The following is a 17,544-nucleotide window of genomic DNA, read 5'->3' on the forward strand; positions in this document are numbered from 1 at the left end:
TCGATGATACGTGCAAAAAGCACGGAGTCCTGCTACCGTTCACATGCGTGCAGAAAGCACGTGTATTCAACACGCAAAGGATGACCAACCATGTCGCATTCGTCTTCGCCCCAGTCCCAGTCCCAGTCCCAGCACCAGCCCGTCGTACGCCCCGAAGACGTCCTGCCCGAGGGCATCGACTCGACCGCAATCAACGGACTGACCGTCCGCAAGGGTTCGGTGGCCGCATTCGTCGCCAACGCCCTGCGACTGGACGACCTCACCGAGGGCACTCCCGAGCACGCCGACGTCGTCACGCAGATGCGAGAACTCGCTCCCGTCCTGCGCACCATCGGCCTCCTCGACGTCTTCCTGCCCCGCTCCCCCGCAGTGGAACGGATCCTCGCCGAGGCCGCCTGACGCGGCACGTTCAGGCACCGACCTGCTCATGCCGAAGCGTTCAGCAATCAGGGCAGGTCAGGGGCGTTGTCAGTGGGGTGCGGCATGATGCGGGTACGAAGACTTCATGGGGTGATCGCAGGCACCCCGTGAGGTCACCCGCACAGATTCCAACCACGCCTGTGGAACGGGACGTTGGCGCCACTTCGGTGTACGGGTTCGTACGAGTTCGTGCGAACTCGCCCGCCGGAATCGATCAGCTAGCCGTGTCGCCGGCGCCGCTCCACACGTGGGTGGCAAGCACACGCCACACCTGGGTAACAAGCGGCGGTCGGGGTGCGATTCGCCCCGTGCGACGAGCCTAGGATGAACGACGTACGGTCAACACGACTTGACGGTGCCGGACGGACAGGACAACGGGGAGACAATGACCAGCCCGACCCAGGCCCCAGAACAGACCAAGACCCATGAGCCCCACCCCTACATCGGGGGGCGCAACGCCGCGCTGCGCGCGCTGACCGCGTGGCGGATGGAGCGGCCTGGCGCGCCTCGGGTCGTCGTCCTGACCGGGAGTCCGGGCACCGGGTGTTCGCGGCTGCTCACGGGGTTCCTGATGCTCTGCGACCCGGAATATCGCGAGGGGCTGGAGCTGGACGCGCTCGATCCGGCGACCGTGCCTCCGGACTTGCCCGCACCCGCGGTGCCGAGCGCCGCCGGGCTGACGGCAACGCAGACCCTGTGGCTGCTGGCCGATCACTACGAGTTGTCCGCGACCCGCACCGCCGACATCCTCCCCGAACTCGGTCAACTCCCGCTGTCCGGGCGGCCGGTGACGATCGTGGTGCCGGATGTGGACCGGGCCGGTCCGGTACGGGGGGCGGGTGAGCCCGCGCGCGTGGTGCGGGACGTACTGAAGCCCCTCGCCGCCGTCGATTCCGTCCGCCTTCTCGCCGAGGTGCCCCGGGAGTTCGCCGTCGAGCTCGCCGAGGGCCTGCCGCCCGGCGTGGCTCAGGTCATCGACCTCGACGCACCCGAGTGGGCCGACCCCGAAGGGCTCGTACTGCAGGCCGAGGCGCTGCTCGATCCCCAGTTCGGCGCCCCGGAGCTGCCCTTCACGACCGAGCCCGACGCTCGGCGCGCGCTCGCCGAGGCGCTTGCCCGGCACGCGGGAGACGGCGCGGGCAGCCGTCTGACCGTTCATCTCGCCGTGCGATCGATCCTGATGCACCCGGAGGGGTTCGACCCGGCGGATGCGAGCCAACTGCCCGAGAGCGTCGGCGAAGTGCTCGATCTGCACGCCGAGCGACTCGACACCCACCCCCGCATCCTGCGGCAGATCCTGGCGCCCCTCGCCCTCGCCGAGGGCGAGGGCCTGCCCGTGCACCTGCTGACCCCGCTCGCCTCCGCAGTCGCCGAGCGGGACATCAGCGAGGACATGGCGCGGGGCATGTTGCTCGCCGCCCCCTTCATCCGCCCCGTCGAGAGGGCCGGCGAAGGCATCCCCGAGGACGAGCGGACGCTCCTCGGATTGGAGCACCCGGGCATCGGCGAGGCCGTTCGGGCAGGCATTCCGAATGTTCCGGGCGCTCAGGCGCGTATCGCCATGGAGTTGCTGGAGGCCGTACCGGATCAGGACTGGGCGAAGGCAGGGGCGTACGTTCGCGATCACCTCGCGGGACACGCCCTGGAGGCCGGTTTGCTCCCCCGGCTCCTCACCGACCCCGGCCTGTTCGCCCACGCCGAGCCGGTGCGGTTGCGCGCCGCGGTGGAGGCCGTGCCCCCGGAGCAGTTGGACGCACCGGCGCGCACATATCTGCGTACGGCCCCGCTGCTCACCCGCACCCAGGCACCCGCCATCCTCCGAGCGGCGCTCCTGGAGAGCGCGTTCGTCGAAGACGGGCTGCCGGAGTACGCGGCGACGTTGCGCCGCATGGTGCCCGAGCTTCCCTGGCACACCCTGTGGAGCGTGCCGGCCGCCGGGGTCGACGCCGTGACCGTCGGCAAACTGCCCCCGTCCGCGGCCGCGTCGGACAGCGCCGCGGAGGCTTCTGCCAAGCAGGATCCTCCGGAGTCCGCCCCGCTCGCGGTCGCCGTGAGCGTGGTGCCTCAAGGCACCCCGGGTTCACGCCCGTTGAAGGCCGACGATCCCGAGGCGCCCGCCGTGCTGGTGCAGGACCTCGCCACCGGCTCCGTCATCGATGCCGACCCGACCCGGATCCAGCGCCTCTCGGATGACGAGCGCGCCATAGGGCCGCTCGGGTTCAGCCGCGGCGCCGACTATGTACGCGTCTGGCGTCGCGGCGAGCAGAAGGACGACGAGAAGACGAAGATCGTCACGGCCCTGATCTCCGCCACGCCCTTCACGGGAACCGACCTCTCCCCCGACGGCATCCTCCTTGTTGCCACGGAAAGCGGTGTGAAGGCGCTGCGGATCCGCCCGGCGCAGCCCCATGCCACGACCGCTCGGCGCTCCGTCCCCGACCCCCGGGCAGCCGAGCCCGAGCCCGCACAGGCCCCCGAGCCCAGGCCGGAAGCCGCGCAGGCTCCGCAAGCCCCCGGGCCCGATGCCCACCCGGCCGCCTGACACCCACCCACCGCAGACCGTTAGTCTCAAAGACTCAAAAGCCCGAAGCCTCTCGAAGGCGCCCACATCAGACCGCCTGCCCCCAGGCCCACTCGGACGAGGGCCGCGGAGCGCGCCCGGCACCAACCCCGGCCGCACCGGCCCCGTCCGCCCGAAGACTCGAAGGGAGTTCCCGTGATCAGCCAGGAGCAGGCGCTCGCGACCGCCGAGGGGTGGCTCAACCCCGAGGGACAGGAGCGCCGTGAGGTGCGGATCCAGGAGTTCGATCTGGGCTGGGTGGTGTGGGCCGCGGCCCCGCCGATCGAGCGTGACCCGGTCACGGGCAAGCGCCGGCCGCCGGCCACGATCGGCCACTCCTGCGGTGTGGTCGACCGCCGCACCGGCGAGCTGAGCACCTGGCCGTCCGTGCCGGTCGAGGAGGTCGTGCGGATGTACCAGCAGAAGCACGGCGGCGGCCAGGAGGCCGAGCCGCCCGCGCAGCCGCCGGTCACCGGCCCCGGCAACACCACGGTCTTCACCTACGTCGACCCGAGCACCGGTGAGGAGACGAGCCTCGCCAAGAACTCCGCCCCGGGTGAGCCACACTCCGAGTACCAGGCCATGGCGGAGCTCGACAGCCTCGGCGTCCCCGCGCAGAACGTGGTCGCGATCCACACCGACCTCAGCTCCAGCCTGCTCCCCGGCGGGTACCCGGGCCTGCTGCTCGGCCGTCACTTCCCCAACGCCAAGTTCACCTGCGTGCAGGAGTACGGCCTGCGGGGCGAGGATCGCGCCGAGGCGGTCGCCGGGCTGATCGAGCACGTCGAGCAGATGCACCGGATCGCGGGACAGCAGCCGCCGCCCCGGCCGCACCGGGCGCCGGTGCCGACGGACGTCGAGCCGGCCGAGCCGCTCCGCGATGTCGCCCTGGGCCGCGAGCTGGCGGAGGCCTTCGGCGCTGACGGCGTACGTCGCTACGACGTCGACGACCTGGCGGGCCCCCCGCTCCCCGCGGCCGCCAAGGCCACGCTGACCTGGGCCGGGCTTCCGACCGACATCCCGTTCTTCTTCACGGCCGACGGCCCGGAGGCGCAGCTTCCCGGCGGCCTGTTCGGCAATGCCGCAGCGCATCTCCGCGAGGTCGGCTCCCAGGCGAGCGCCGACTCCCTCGCGTTCCTGGAGGGGCACGTCAGGATCGGCACCGACGGCGTCGCTCTGATCACCGTCCAGTGCACGGGGTCCGATCTGGAGGGTGAGGCGGTCGGCCAGCTCTGGGCCGTCACTCCGGAAAGCGGCGCGGGCCGCCGCGTCAACGCCTCGGTGTCCGCCTTCGCCCGCTCCCTCGCGCTCCTGCACACCACGCGCGAGGAGATGATCGCGCTCGACCCGGTCATGGCGGGCAGGGCCGTCGCCGACTTCCAGGATCAGCTCGTCGCCATCGACGCATCGGCCCTGGACAACCCGACGAACTGGTGGTCGGTGATCGTCGAGCAGATGTGGCACGGGTTGTTCTGACCGACCCCGATCGCCTTGGAGGCGCGACGCGTTGCCGAGAACGCGCCGCGCCTCTTCGCGTAGGTACGCGATGAAGAGGACAACTGGACCGTGATACTGCGCCGTGTCGCGACTGCCTCGGCCTGAGAGCATGTACGCGAGGCGGCACAGGTGTACGCGGGCGAGGACGGCCGCGACAGTCAGGACGGGGAGGCAGTACCGGAGCATGGGCCGGCGCTACGAAGTGGACGGTTACACCGTCGAGTTGGACGACGACCTCCGGGTCGTCTATCGCAATCCACGCGGTAAGAGGCTTCAGCAGGTACCCGACTGGCTCGCGGACAGCCGAAGCGCGCGCCGGCTGTACCGTCTGCGGCGGGCGCTGAAGGAACACCGCGGGCAGGCGCGCGTGCTGGCCGAATCCTGGGCCGGCGCGGGCACGCGCGTGCCCATGGCCCTCGCCGAGTCCGACATCGTGTGGCGCGAGGCACTGGACGACGCCGGGGTGGAACCGGTGGCAGACCCGCCCGCGCCGGATGCCGAAGAGACGACGCTGGTCGCGCGGACGTACGTCCACCCCGACGACCACACCATGACGCTCCTCCTGAACACCCCCTTCGCACGCCACTGGGACGTGCTGCTGGCGTCGCGGGAGGAGTGGGCGCTGACGGACACGTTCGCGACCGGCATCCGGGCTCCGGCAGACACCGGGGGCACCGAGAACACCGAGAACACCGAGAACACCGGGGACAGTGAACTCCCGTTCCCCGAGCGGCTGATGGCGGCACACCCCGGCCAGGAACAGGAGGCCCTGGAAGCGGCCTACGCCTTCGGCTGGAGCCTCTGGGGCAGCCCAAGTCTCTACAAGTCCCTCCTGGACAACGATGTGGAGGACCTGGCCGCGACGGCACCCAGGTTCCTCCCCGCGTTCCTCGACGAACTCGCCGACCTGTGCCTGAAGGAGGGCGGAAAGCACAAGCAGTACGCCACCGGGTACTTCACGCGCGCAAGGAACGCCGAACGTGAGCAGCACGCCAAGCCCGACGAACACTGGCTCGACGCCCGCTACGCCACCTTCGCGGACCATGGAGCGCTGGCCAGCGGGGCGGTACGCGCGCGTGCCAAGGAACTGGCTCCCCGGGGCGCGACGGTCTCGCCGGACCAACTCCAACGATTCCGCGACGTACTGGTACGGCGCGTACACACGCCCCACGACCTGTATCCGGGTATGGCCGCGGACCTGCGCAAGGTGGCCCGGGCGGCGGGCGCCAATCCCGAGGCCGAGGTGGCCGCGCTGCTTGAGGGCATCGTGCCGACGATCGGGCTGTGCGCGGGTGACACGGACAAGTTCTGGGTCGACGCCCTGAAGGGGAAGGCCCTGGAGCTGCTGGTCGAGCGACGCCCGGAGACGGTGCACGACGTGCTGCGGCTGCTCCCCGACGACGCGAACAGTGCGGAGGAGTGGCTGTCACTGCTCCAACGGAGCGGCGCCCTGGCACAGTTGACGGGCGAGCGCCCGGGGCTACCCGACGGCGAGGCCGCCCGCCTGCTGCGCAACTGGCTGGCGAGCGAGCCGACGTCGCGTGTGCGCAGTGACGAGTTGTACGACCTGGCGGTGCGCCTCGCCCCGCGCCTGGCGGCGGACGCCGTCCCGGTGCGCCTGCCCTGTCCCGAGCCCGACCGCATGCGCGCCCTCATCCCACTCGACCTGGCGGACGAACTCCTGGAACACGGGGTTGCGTTGGCGGACCCTCCGCCGGGACTGGGCGGCGCGGGCATCGCCAACATGCTCGTCCACCGGCGCCCGCAGCTGACCCGGCTGCTCGCGGACCCGCGCTTCGCCCGCGAGCTGCGCAACGCGCTCGATGCCGAACTCGAGCTGGTGGGCCTACCGGACGCGGGGATCTCGTACCACCGTCACTACCGCCCGCATCGCGCCACCGAACACAACAGCTGGCAGAGCACCCCCGGCATCTGCCGCACGCCCTTGGGCCGTGAGGCGCTGCACGCCTGGCTGGACCGCCAACGCGCACGCCTGCGCGCAGGCCTCGACCTGAACGGGCTCGTCCGCGTACTCGCCCCGTTCGTGCACGTCGGCGGGGTCGTCGACGAGCTGCTCAAGGACGAGGCGGCGGCGCGGGAGTTCGCGGCTGTGGACGTGGCCGCGCTGGTCCTGGCCGACCTTCCGATCCAGGCCGACCGGCCGGCGGTCGAAGCCCTGATGGCCACGATGCGCCCCAAGGACCTGATCGGCACCAGGCCCATGCCTGACCTGCGCACACGGATCGACGAGACCCTGCCCGACCTGTCCGAGCCGCAGGCCGCCGAGGCCTGGAAGGTGCTTCAGACGGGGGTCAACTGCCAGGAGGGGCTGAGGCGCCTTGTCGCGCGCCTCTCCGGCTGATCGGCGTCACGTGTTGTGGAGTACGTACGACCAGGCGGGCTGCTCACCGCCGGTCTCGTCGACATCGGCGAGCGCTCCCAGGACCCAATAGGCGACCTGCTCGCGCTCGGAACTGGCCGGGGGCGCAATGTCCCGCGTACGCCACCCGGTGACGAACAGCGCGACCATGGTGAGGAAGTCTTCGAGGCTGTGCGCGATGGGAAGGCCGGCGAGGTGCCCCTGGCCCGGCTCCGTGGGAACGCGCAGGACGTGTCCGGTGGGCCCGTCGACGACGAGCTTGCCGCCCATCCACTTGCCGAACTGGAAGAAGGGCCCGCTTTGGGGGACGGGCTCGATTCCCTCGGGCCAGGAGGGAAGTTCGTCCAGAGTTCCCATGTCCCAGCCGCCGTACGGGAAGATCCCCATGGCCCCTTCGTTCACGTAGGGCAGACCGAAATCGAGGAGCAGTTCGCGCGTCGCCGCATGAGTGAGTCGATCCGGAAGGTCCTCGTCCGGGATGGGGCAGAGCAGGTTCTCGCCGAAGAGGGGGATGACGTCCTCGTGACTCGGTGCCGGCGCGTCGATCGGACTGCACGGGCCCGCGTCCGCGTAGTCCTCGCTCAGGGGGCACAGCCGGGCGCCCAAGCCGGAGATGTCCACGCCGTCCGCGGGACTGATGGCGATCAGCCCCAAGTCGCCTGCGAAGACGACGACTTCACCCACGGTCAGCGGCACACAGGGGAGCAGGAAAGCGCGCTGGTCGCGTCGGGGGGACGACGCAGCGAACAGATCTCGCACACGTACGGGCGCGGCGGCGTCGCTCCCGGGTGACGCGGGCCAGGTGAGGTCCGCGCGATGCTCCTGCGGAATCTCGTCGTGTTCCCAAGGGTCCGCGACACGGTCTCCCGTCTCCGCGTCCCAGATCGAGACGTACAGCTCCTGTTCCTCAAGCACCGTCCGCTGCTGCAGACCGGCGATGGCGGGTCGACCCTGCCAGCGCACCTCCGTCAGGGCAGCGAATCTCCCGGCCTGCAGAAAGCGCGCGTGATAGCCACCCGGCGGCCGCCAGTGCGCCCACTTGGCCTGCCAGGGCAGTGCCACCCCAGAGGAGGCGATCGCTGACGCGACCTCGAGATCGTCGCGCGAAAGAGCCATCAAATGCAGCCACGAAGCCCACTCCGTCTGATGCCGCGGTGTGACACCCCAGCCCCACAGATGAATGGCGTCGGAAGCGGCCGTGTTTCCGGGGATGAGGAAGGAGATACTGCGTGCCGCGTCCATGAGTGCCGTTTGCGGCAGATTGGCGATGACACGACCGTCCCGAAGAACTTCGTCGAACGTCCCCGCCTGTACTGCGTGCATGGCGAGCCCAGTGGCCGCGTACAGGCCGATGGCACCGTGCCTGGCCCACCCATCGGGGTGGCGCATATCCGGTGCCGAGCGCATCAGCCAAGTAGTCAAATGCCCATGCACACGGTGGAGTTCGGCGGATTCGGCCTCCCGGCGCAATTTCTCGGCCAGGCCCTCGTCGACAAAGGAAACCCCGAGTGGCCCGATCCGAAGAATTCCGGGCTCTTCCCTCGCGAATTCGGTGAGTTCGTCTTCGGATGCCGCTTCACCGGTCAGTGCGGTGACAAGTTGGGCCCAGACAGGGACGGGCACGAAGCGAGGCTCGGCAATGGCCAAGGCCCGCAGGGCGGCCGAGTCCGGGGCCACCGACGGCTCGGTGGCGGGCGCGGAAACCCGGAACACCGCCTTGGGATCGGCCCTCGTAGGCAGCAACCGGGGAACCACATGCACCATCACGGCCAACTTGCCACGCGCCAACTGCCGGAGAGTCCAGGTCACCAACCGCTCGGCCTCGTACGACCGCCGTGTCGGCCCGGCACGATGGGCATTGACGACCAGTAGCAACCGCTCCTCGGGCCACGAGCCGAGCGCGAAAGGCCAGTCGTCCCGCTTGTCTGCGGAAAGATCGACTCCGAGCGCCGTGAGGGCCTGCTGCATGACCTGCTCGGCGGTGAGACCGGTGGCGTCGACGACAATGCTGCCGGGCACTTGCTCGTGTGCCTCCCGCACGACGGCCGAGGCATCGTGGCCGTCCGCAAGGGCAAGGAAGGCCACTTGGCCGCCGCGCCCACCCTCACGCCACCATGCGCCGACACGAGCGGCGACCTCTCCCTCGGGGATTCCGGGGGTGGCGGTGGTTGGCTCGGGCATGGTCCTCCTCAGTTGCGCGATGCCTCGACCCTACGCGTGGTGGGCGGTGGCGGAATCAGGCTGGGGCAGCCGCGACGCGGCGCAGCTCCACGATCCAGTCCTCGCCCGGCCAACCCTTCACGTCGGCGAGCTGCCACGTCTCCTCGCCCACGGGGAAGTTCTCACCAATGCGGAGGGTGTGACGCTGCTCCTCGGTGGCGACGCTCCCGAGCCGAACCCTGACCGAGGCGTCGGACTCCGTATAGACGTCGATCACGGCGAACCTCGCGTTGTCGGACTTCCGCTGAATTCCGTGCCAGAGTTTGATCGTGTCGACGCTCACTTCTCATCCTCCAAAGACGCGTACTGGTTGCTGCAGTATTTCATGAATTCCTTGATGGTCAGCGGCTGGGGCTGGTTTATGTTGTGCGGATTGCGCAACTGAATCAGGCCCTTGTCGTCGACCGAGACGATCTCGTAGGCGTGTGAACTCAGGAGGTCTTTCTCCATCTTGTTCTCCACACCCGTACCCTTGGGGCGGGTGCCGATGACGACCGGCCTGCCGCTTTCCGTGAGCTCCCGCAGGTGGGCCAGGAGTTGCTTTTCCGGACTGCGGCCTTGCATATCGTACTGCGTCGGGAATTCGTGGTTTTCCGACGTACGTCCCGTGAGCTGGGCGAGCAGCTCGGCACGGTCGCCCGATGTGGAGCCCTGGGTGATACGGGAGTAGCCCGTCAGCAGGTTGCCGTCGAAGTCCTTGTTGGCGGGGAACTGTGACTCGTGCTCGCGCTTCTTGTCGTCCCAGAACTGGTCCAGGCCCGCGATGGCCTTTTCCATGATCGCCGGCCAGGCCACACCCACGTCGTTGGCGTCGGCGTAGGCGGTGGTGTTGGGGAATTCGCTGTACACGGGCACGTCGGGAGTGACCCGCACGGTCAGGATGCGGCCGGTCGGAGCCTGGTTGCCGTAGTTGTTGCGCCGCACCTCGTGGAAACGGACCTCGTAATTGCCGTCCTCCGTCTCCCGGATCATGTCCTGGAGGAGATCCGGGTACCTGCTCGCGATGGCGCCCAAGGTGGCGATGATGCCGCAGTCGCCGATGGCGCCCTGCTGCGTCTGCTCACGCGACGGAGGCCCGTCGAACAGCGGCACGCGCGTCCCGTCGGGACGGTCCAGCGGAGTGCCGTAACGGTCGGGCTGGAACTCCGCCGGCTTCTTGTGGTTGCCGAAGCGCGGCTGGTCCACCTCAGTGGTGATCTCGGTGGGTTCGGCCGGGCCCGACTGGGTCAGGGACTGCCAGAGCTGCTTGAACCGGCCTCGCTTCTCCGGCTGGTTGTCCGAGGCGGGGAGGCCCTCGCGAGGCTCGCCGGCGGATGGGTTCGGGGTGCCGGCCTGCTCGGCCGGCGCCGTGGCGGCGGTGGTGGGTCGCGGGGTCTCTCCCGCTCCGGCGAGTCCGGTCTCCTTCTGCGAAACGTCGCGGTTCGAGCGCTGCGAGTCCGCCGGCGATGGTGTTCCGTTGTTAGCAGTCCCGTTGCCCGCAGCCCCGTTGCCCACAGTCCCGTTGCCCACAGGGGAGTTGACGCGCGCGGGGTCTGCCGAAGGTGTGCGCTCGCTATCCGTCGGGGTGGTGGTCGGCGTGCCTGTGGGGTCGGCGGGGGGCCTCCGGTCTGTGCCTGCCGGGTCGACCGGCGGGCGTCGGTCCGTGCCCGCCGGGTCGGCCGGCGGGCGTCGGTCCGTGCCCGCCGGGTCGGCCGGCGGACGTCGGTCCGTGCCCGCCGGGTCGGCCGGCGGACGTCGGTCCGTGCCCGCCGGGTCCGATGGGGGTGTGCGGCTGGGGTCTGTGGGACTGGACGGGCCCGACTGGGGTGCCTGGGTGGGCGGTGTGTTCTGGTCGGGGCCTTGAGGCGGATGGGAGGTCTGCCTCTGGGGGGCCAGAGTGCGCGCCAACTCGTCGACGAATTTCAGGTGCTTGTTGATCTCCGCGTCCTGGATCCGCTGGTTCGGCGTGCGGTACTCGCGGAGCGCGGTCTTGATTTCAGACGGGGTCTTGCCTTCGTCGTGCAGCCTGCCCGACTCGGCCGCCTTCAGCTCCTTGAGGTCCGGGTCCGCTCGATAGGTGGTGCCGTAGTAGACGGGAACACCGTTCATCGCTGTGGACTTGTTGATCGTCTGGCTGCAGTTGGCATGGCCGGTGGGATGATGGGAGACCTTGCCGTCGGGGCCGGTCTTTGTGGTGGTGGGCAGGCCGCAAGGTTCACGTTCGGTGAAGAGGCCCTTGATCTTGACCTGCGACTCAGCTGTCCGGCTCTTATTGAGGTCGTCGATCCACTTGAGAATGTGGGACTCGGAGTGCGCCGGGGTTGCGCCGTCCACACCAGCGGGAACCGACGAATCGACGATGAAGTGACTTTCGTTGGTCTTCGGGTCGAAAACCTCGATGACCGCGTAGTTCTTGCCGCTGAGGTCGGGCGAATTGACCTCCGCCGCCTCAACCAGCCGCTTGAGGTCCTCGATGTCCTGAGGGAGCGCCCCGTCCGGGAGCACGGCTTCTTCACGTCGCCAGGCAGCCGCGGATTCGTGGAACTTTCCATCGCTGTACGCGTCGTTGTTCTTGGCCGGGCCCGGGGTTACACCCACTGCGTTGTTGGCGTGGAAGGACTGGCTGATGCGGGCCATCGCGGCGATCGCGGCGTACCGTTCGCCGTCGTTCATCTCCGACCACGCGGGATCGAGATGCTGTCGGAGGTCGCTGTCGGTGAAGCTCGTCGACGGCACCGGAACGTTCCGGTGCGCCTCCATCGCAGCCTTGTGGGCAGCCTCGGCCGGACCAAGAACCTGGTTGGCACTGGCGAGCCGCTTCTCCGCCTCGACCCGCTTGGCATGAGCCGCCTGCCTCGCGTCGTCGGTCTTTGCCCTGGCCTCGGCATTTGTCGCCCTGGTCCGCGCTGCCGTGGCGGCGGAGACTTCCTTCAGAGCCCTGTCATAGTCGTGCCGGGCCGCACGTACCCGCTGTGCCGACTCCGCGTGTTCCTGGCGGCGGGTGATGGAGTCCTGCAGTACGTCGGCCAAGGGTGACCGGGGCGGCTGGCCCTGCGGCTGGGCCCACTGCCGCAGTTGGTCATGGACCGGGTCCAGGCCGATGCGATAGACGTTGCGTGAGGTTCGAAGAGCGCGCTGAGCCTCGTCCGGAGGGAGGTTCGCGTGCTTCTGATCCGCGGATTCCGGGTCGGGGAGGCTCTGGTTGCGATGCGCGCGAGCTTCCGCGGTGGGGTCGTTGGGATCGGAGGTCGCGCCAGCGGGGCGCTGGGGCGCCGGTGCGGTCTGGCTCTGGGGCTGTGCGGTGGGCTGGTTGGTGGTCTCGATGGGGCGTCGGTTGGCGTCCAACGGGATCGCGAAGACGCCGTTGTTGCCGCTGTGGAGCGGGGTGGTGCTGCTCTGGCCCGTCTGCGGGTCGGCGTAGACGATCTGGCCGTTGTGGTTGACCACGTTCCAGGCGTGGGCACGGCCGTCGGCGTTCTGGGTGATGATCACGGCCTGTGAGCCGTGGCCCTCGTTGAGGAGGGTGGTCTCCAGGTTGTTGTACGCGTCGCGGCCGTCGCCGAAGTCGTCGAACTCGGCACCCAGCGCGTTCTCGATACGGTCGCGGCCGTTGGGCTCGGGAGTGCCGGCGGGGGTGCCGTCCTCATTCGGGCTGCGGCGGGCGGCGACCGTGGGGTTGCCCGCGTACGACTCGACGAACGCCAGTGATCCGTCGGGGCAGTTGACGTCGCGACCGGACTCGTCCGGGTTCTGTCCGCGGATGTCGTCGACCCAGGTGCCCTCACGTGGGTCGGGGGCCTGCTGGAACGATCCGTCCTCGTTGCGCGGGAATCTCTCCTGCTGCGCGCGGGTGTCGGCGTCGGTGGGGTCGTCGTAGCCATCCGGCGGACCGGAGGGGCGGGTGGCGGTGGACGGGAAGACCGGTTCCCTCGACTCCGCTTGCTGGTCGGTGTCTTGAGGATCCTGGGTTTCCTGAGTTTCCTGGCTGTCGTGGGTGTCGTCGGTTTCCTGGGAGTCGTGGGTGTCCTGGGAGTCCTGAGGGGCGTCGGATTGCTGGCTGTCCTGGTCCGTCGCGTCCGAGTCCTGGGTGGTCTCGGATACCTGGTCCGGGTTGGACTCCTGGGTGGTGTTCGTGTCCGGAGAGTCGTCCTCGTTCTGCGGTGACGTCGTCTCCGGGGTCGGCATCGTTTCGGGAGTCGGCGTCGTCTCCGGTGTTGTGGAGGACTCCGGGGTCGTCGACGGCGTTGCTGCGTCGGTGCTGCCGTCGTTCGCGTTCTGTTCGGTGGTCGAGTCGTCGTTGTCGGAGTGCGCCTCGTCAGTGGGCGACTCAGCGGACGGCTCAGTGGACGGCTCAGTGGACGGCGCGGTGTTGGACGGTCCGTCCGACTGAGTGTCGGGAGTTGACTGATCCGTCGACGAGTCGGGGCCCGGGCTGCTGTTGGTGTCCGGAGTGTTCTGGGTGGACGGTTGAGGCGTCGACGGGGTCAGGAAGTAGGGAGTGATCGGATTCCGATTGGCGTCCAGCGGGGTGTAGAAGACCTCTTGGGCGCCCAGGTGAATCGGATTCTCGCTGACGACGCCTGTTTGCGCGTCGACGAACAGGACCTGGCCGTTGTGGTTGACCGCGGCGAAGGCATGGCCGCCACCGCCGGGCCAGTTGACGCCGATCACGGCTGCCGAGCCATGCCCGGCCTGCGAAAGCTCGTAGGTGATACGTGCGTACGGGTTGGGATGGTCCTTGCCCGCATACGTGCTGGGTGCGCCGGCCCAACGCGCCTGGTTGTTGACCGAGTCGCGCTCCGCGGAAAAGGTGTTCAGGCTGCCGTCCGCATTGAGGTCCAAGGTGCGCGGGGCGGACACCGTCGGGCGGCCGAACCATGTCTCGAGGAACGAGCGGGTGCAGTCGGCGCAGTTGTTGGACCGGCCGGGCACCCCCGGGCCGCCGTCGTTCTGCAGCCCTGCCCAGTTTCCTTGCCGCGGGTCCGCGTACACCTGCGGGGTGCCGTCGGGGTTCCTCGGATGGGCGTTCTCGAGGTCCTGCTGGTGCGCGGGGTCGGGTGTGGTCAGGCCTTCGAACGGGATGTTCAGGCCGTTACGGATATCGGAAAGGTTGTCTGCCTGGGGCGATGGCGGAGGCGCCGTGGGTTGCTTGGGCGCGCTGTCGTCAGCGGGGGGCTGGTTCTGATCGGGCGTCTGGTTGGTGGCGTCCGGCTGCTGATTGTCCGGCTGTTGGTTGTTCGGAGCCGGCATCCCCTGGTCGTTCGGCGTGGAAGTGGGGGACGCGGCCGGTGACTGCTGGTCCGTCGGACGGTTCGTGGGCTGCTCGCCCTGGAGCGGCGTGGTCGCGCGCCCAGGCGTCTCGGCGCGCGGAGTCTCGGCACGCGGCGTGTCAGTGCGCGGTGGCGTGGTCGGGCGGCTGGGCGTTTCGGCACGCGGCGTGTCAGTGCGCGGTGGTGTGGCTGGGCCGCTCGGTGTCTCGCTACGCGGCGGCGATGCGGGACGGTTCTGCTGGGTGTCCCGCGACGGCGTCGTGGGCCTGGTGCTCGGCTGTTCCGTACGCGGCGTCGTGGCGCTGGGCGTGGTGGCCCGCGGTGTCGTCGGTGTCGTCCTGGGGGTGGCTGCCGCCGGCGCCTGCGTCGGGATGGGGCCGGCCACCGGTGGTGGCATGGCACCCGGGGTCGACGTTGAGGGCGTCGCGGACGACGGGGCCGCCTGCTGCGGGCTGCCCGCCTCACCGGGCTGCGTACCAGGGGTCGGGGGCGGCGCCGTGGCGACGTTGCCCATGAGGCCCATGTCATCGTCGTCCGGGTTGTGCTGGGTCGGTGTTGACGGTGTCGGCGCGTGGCCCTGACCAGGGCTGGGGTGTGCGGTGGGCGTATGGCCGGGCATGGCACCGCTCGGCATGGCGCTGCTCGGCATGGAGCCGCGGCCGCCGGCCTGGTTCTGGTTCTGGTTGTCGTTGTTGTTGCCGTCGTTGGAGTCGCCCGGCATGGGGCCCTGGGCCGGTGCGGGCATGGTGGTGACCGAGTCGCGGTCGGCCTGGTGCACGCCCGGTTCGGGGCGGGAGTTGTCGGGAGCCGGGGCGGGTGCGGCCTCGGGGCGGTCTGTCTCCGGTTGCGCGGACGGCATGGGCGCGGGCTCGGTGTTGCGCGGGTCCGGGATCGACGCGCCCTGCTCCGGGGTGTGGACGTCGACGCCTTCCGGGCGGCTCGGGCGAGCGCTGTCCGGAGTGGTGTCCGGCGCCGGGGAGCCATCGACATCCGGCGTGGTGCCCGGAGCCTCGATGGGCGAGGAGTTGGAGGGCGTGGAAGGCTCGTTGCCCGGTGCCGTGCTCGGCGAGGCGTCCGGTGTGCTGTCCGGACGGGCGGAGTCAGGGGTGGTGTCGGGGGCCGGCCCGCCCTCGACGTCCGGCCTCGTCGTGGTGGACGGCGTGGACGAGTCCGGAGACGAGTCGGGGGTGGACGAGTCGGGGGTGGACGAGTCGTCGCTCAGAGGACGACCGACGCTCTCGTTGTAGGCCTGGGTACCCACGTCGAAGGGGCTGGGCGAGTCGGAGCCACGGCTTGGTGAGGGCGAGGACGACGAGGGGTTCGACGAGTCCGGGCTGCCGGTGCTGTCCGTGCTGCTGTTGGAGGGCGTACTCGAGGAAGAGGAGGGCGAACTCGAAGCCGACGGGCCATCGGACGACGAGGACGGGCTCGACGAAGAGCTGTCCGAACCGCTCGACGAAGACGAGGACGACGGACCGCCGATATCCGGTGCCCTGCGTCCGGAGTCGCCGCTGCTCGAACTCGGCGAACTACTGGAACTCGGGGAATTGCTCGACGAACTGCTGTCGTTCGATGACGAGCTGGATGAGCTCGGTGAGTTGGACGAGCTCAGCGAGTTCGACGAATCGGAGGAGCTGGGGGGGTTCGGCGAATCGGAGGAGCTGGAGGAGTTGTTGGACGAACTGCTGTCGCTGGACGACGAGTTGTTGTTCGACGACGAGGAGTCGTTCGACGACGAATCGTTGGAGTTCGACGAGCTGTCGTTGCCGGAGTCCGACGACCCGTCGCCGCCGTCGTTTCCGCTGTTGGTCAGTCCGTCGCGGGCGCCACGCCCCGCGCGGGAGCCGGCGCCGTCGCGCAGGGACTCGCCGAAGGTGGAACCGGAATTCTTCAGGGCCTCCTTGCCCTCTTCGTAACCCTTCTTGGCGGTGCGGCCCAGGTCGTAGCCCGACTGCTTGCCGAAGTTCTGCTCGACGGTCTGGGCGACCAGGTCGGAGACCATGGCTTCCAGAGCGGAGACGAAGGGTTCCTTGGCGGTTTCCAACACCGCCTGCAATATCTGTTGGGCTACTTCCTTGAGGATTTTGCGCAGGATCATCCGCGTGGCGGCGGCAGCGCCCATCGCGCCGAGTTCGGACAGACCCAGGGTGAAGGGAGCGGCGGCCTGGGCCGCGATGATCTCGACCGCCAGGATGATCAACTGGGCGATCACCGCCACTTTTAGCCCGATGATGAGCATCGCCGCGGCGTCCATGCATATGGCGATCAGCTCGGCGCCCTGGCGGGCGTCGTCGAAGTAGCCCGAACCGCCGGAGAACTTCTCCCAGGTCTTGTTGAAGCCCTCGATGGAGTCGCCGGCGCTCTCGGCGAGGACGTTGCCGGCGGCGCTCATGCCACGGGCCTGGAGGCTCTCCACATCAGCGGCGAACTGGCGCCAGGTGTTGGCGCACTCCATCATTTTGTCTTCGTTGCCTGTGGGCCACTCGAAGCCACACATCTCGAGAACCCACTCAAGTGCGTTCGGCAGCATCAAAGCCATGACGAAGACCCCCGTTGTCGCCCATGTAATTCGTGTTGTCCCGGCCTTGTGGGCCGACCGACCCCATCCACCTCACCGCCGGCGGAAGGGCCCCTGCTTCTCTTCTGCTGCTGCCGGAGGCGCCATTCGGAGCCTCGTGAGTGCTCAACCGGCCTGCGTCGACGCAGGGCCATGCCCATGCCAGAGCCTACCGAACGGCCCTTCTGATCCCCTCAACTCTGTTGTGTCACAGTGCTGTAGCAGACATCCGGTCCAGAGCCGTCCAGCCCTCAGGCGGTCGCCCTATCCATTGGACCGGCGCAGGCTGCGGTACAGGTCGATCGCAGAGTCCGGCGGAAAGTTGGGGACATAGGTGACGGCTCCGTCGCTTTTGGAGATCACCATGTGACTGCCGCCCAACGGCGCCTGAGTTCCGGGCGGCGGTGGGGGCATGACAGCGTGGATGAGGAAGCCGATGTCGAACTCCACCACGTGCAACGGCGCCGGGTTTCCTTCCAGATCCAGTACTTCGAATCGGGCGCGAGCGGCAGCCAATGCCTCTTCGGCAGTGGCGGGGACGGGCTGTACCGGTTCCGGCGCGTCGGGATGCGACACGGACTCTCTCCTATCAGTGAAGGGGCGGCTCTGGATTAGGCATGGTCATGCGGTTGAACTCGGACTGGGCGCGAGGTGGCAGTTG

The 17,544-nt window shown here is 69.1% G+C and carries 8 protein-coding genes; 4 read left to right on the forward strand and 4 right to left on the reverse strand.

All coding sequences use genetic code 11. The annotated features are described in order from the left end of the window. The first annotated feature begins 90 nt into the window (after positions 1 to 90). The 4 genes from FCH28_RS15830 to FCH28_RS15845 all read left to right on the forward strand — a co-directional run bounded on the left by FCH28_RS15830 (position 91) and on the right by FCH28_RS15845 (position 6,839). Positions 91 to 399 carry a hypothetical protein gene (locus tag FCH28_RS15830; RefSeq protein WP_136740488.1) on the forward strand — a complete coding sequence of 103 codons (309 nt, stop codon included), beginning with the start codon at positions 91 to 93 and terminating at the stop codon, positions 397 to 399. A gap of 406 nt (positions 400 to 805) precedes the next feature. Further along, positions 806 to 2,962 carry an ATP-binding protein gene (locus FCH28_RS15835; RefSeq protein WP_187363839.1) on the forward strand — a complete coding sequence of 719 codons (2,157 nt, stop codon included), beginning with the start codon at positions 806 to 808 and terminating at the stop codon, positions 2,960 to 2,962. A gap of 174 nt (positions 2,963 to 3,136) precedes the next feature. Next, positions 3,137 to 4,456, forward strand: a complete 1,320-nt coding sequence (locus FCH28_RS15840) for an SUKH-4 family immunity protein (RefSeq protein ID WP_136740489.1) — start codon at positions 3,137 to 3,139, stop codon at positions 4,454 to 4,456. Between the two features lie 205 nt (positions 4,457 to 4,661). Then, positions 4,662 to 6,839, forward strand: coding sequence for a hypothetical protein (locus tag FCH28_RS15845; RefSeq protein ID WP_136740490.1), 2,178 nt, complete (start codon positions 4,662 to 4,664; stop codon positions 6,837 to 6,839). 6 nt (positions 6,840 to 6,845) lie between these two features. On the opposite strand, the gene FCH28_RS15850 is transcribed toward FCH28_RS15845, so the two are convergent. The 4 genes from FCH28_RS15850 to FCH28_RS15865 all read right to left on the reverse strand — a co-directional run bounded on the left by FCH28_RS15850 (position 6,846) and on the right by FCH28_RS15865 (position 17,459). Then, positions 6,846 to 9,038 carry an SUKH-4 family immunity protein gene (locus FCH28_RS15850; protein ID WP_136740491.1) on the reverse strand — a complete coding sequence of 731 codons (2,193 nt, stop codon included), beginning with the start codon at positions 9,036 to 9,038 and terminating at the stop codon, positions 6,846 to 6,848. Between the two features lie 55 nt (positions 9,039 to 9,093). Continuing rightward, entirely contained in the window at positions 9,094 to 9,360 is a 267-nt protein-coding gene (locus tag FCH28_RS15855) for a DUF6406 domain-containing protein (protein WP_136740492.1), read from the reverse strand. Further along, positions 9,357 to 16,865 carry a toxin glutamine deamidase domain-containing protein gene (locus FCH28_RS15860; RefSeq protein WP_484422073.1) on the reverse strand — a complete coding sequence of 2,503 codons (7,509 nt, stop codon included), beginning with the start codon at positions 16,863 to 16,865 and terminating at the stop codon, positions 9,357 to 9,359. The genes FCH28_RS15855 and FCH28_RS15860 overlap by 4 nt, the downstream gene beginning before the upstream one ends. 282 nt (positions 16,866 to 17,147) lie before the next feature. Then, on the reverse strand, positions 17,148 to 17,459 hold the full coding sequence (locus tag FCH28_RS15865) for a hypothetical protein (RefSeq protein WP_246102890.1): 312 nt from the start codon (positions 17,457 to 17,459) through the stop codon (positions 17,148 to 17,150). Positions 17,460 to 17,544 lie beyond the last annotated feature (85 nt).

The organism is Streptomyces piniterrae (assembly GCF_005048155.1).
Lineage (GTDB): Bacteria > Actinomycetota > Actinomycetes > Streptomycetales > Streptomycetaceae > Streptomyces > Streptomyces piniterrae.

Bases quoted from the DNA above. Each gene is read 5' to 3' on its own strand.
- FCH28_RS15830 (WP_136740488.1), top strand. From the start codon at position 91: ATGTCGCATTCGTCTTCGCCCCAGTCCCAGTCCCAGTCCCAGCACCAG.
- FCH28_RS15835 (WP_187363839.1), top strand. From the start codon at position 806: ATGACCAGCCCGACCCAGGCCCCAGAACAGACCAAGACCCATGAGCCC.
- FCH28_RS15860 (WP_484422073.1), bottom strand. From the start codon at position 16,865: ATGGCTTTGATGCTGCCGAACGCACTTGAGTGGGTTCTCGAGATGTGT.
- FCH28_RS15845 (WP_136740490.1), top strand. From the start codon at position 4,662: ATGGGCCGGCGCTACGAAGTGGACGGTTACACCGTCGAGTTGGACGAC.
- FCH28_RS15850 (WP_136740491.1), bottom strand. From the start codon at position 9,038: ATGCCCGAGCCAACCACCGCCACCCCCGGAATCCCCGAGGGAGAGGTC.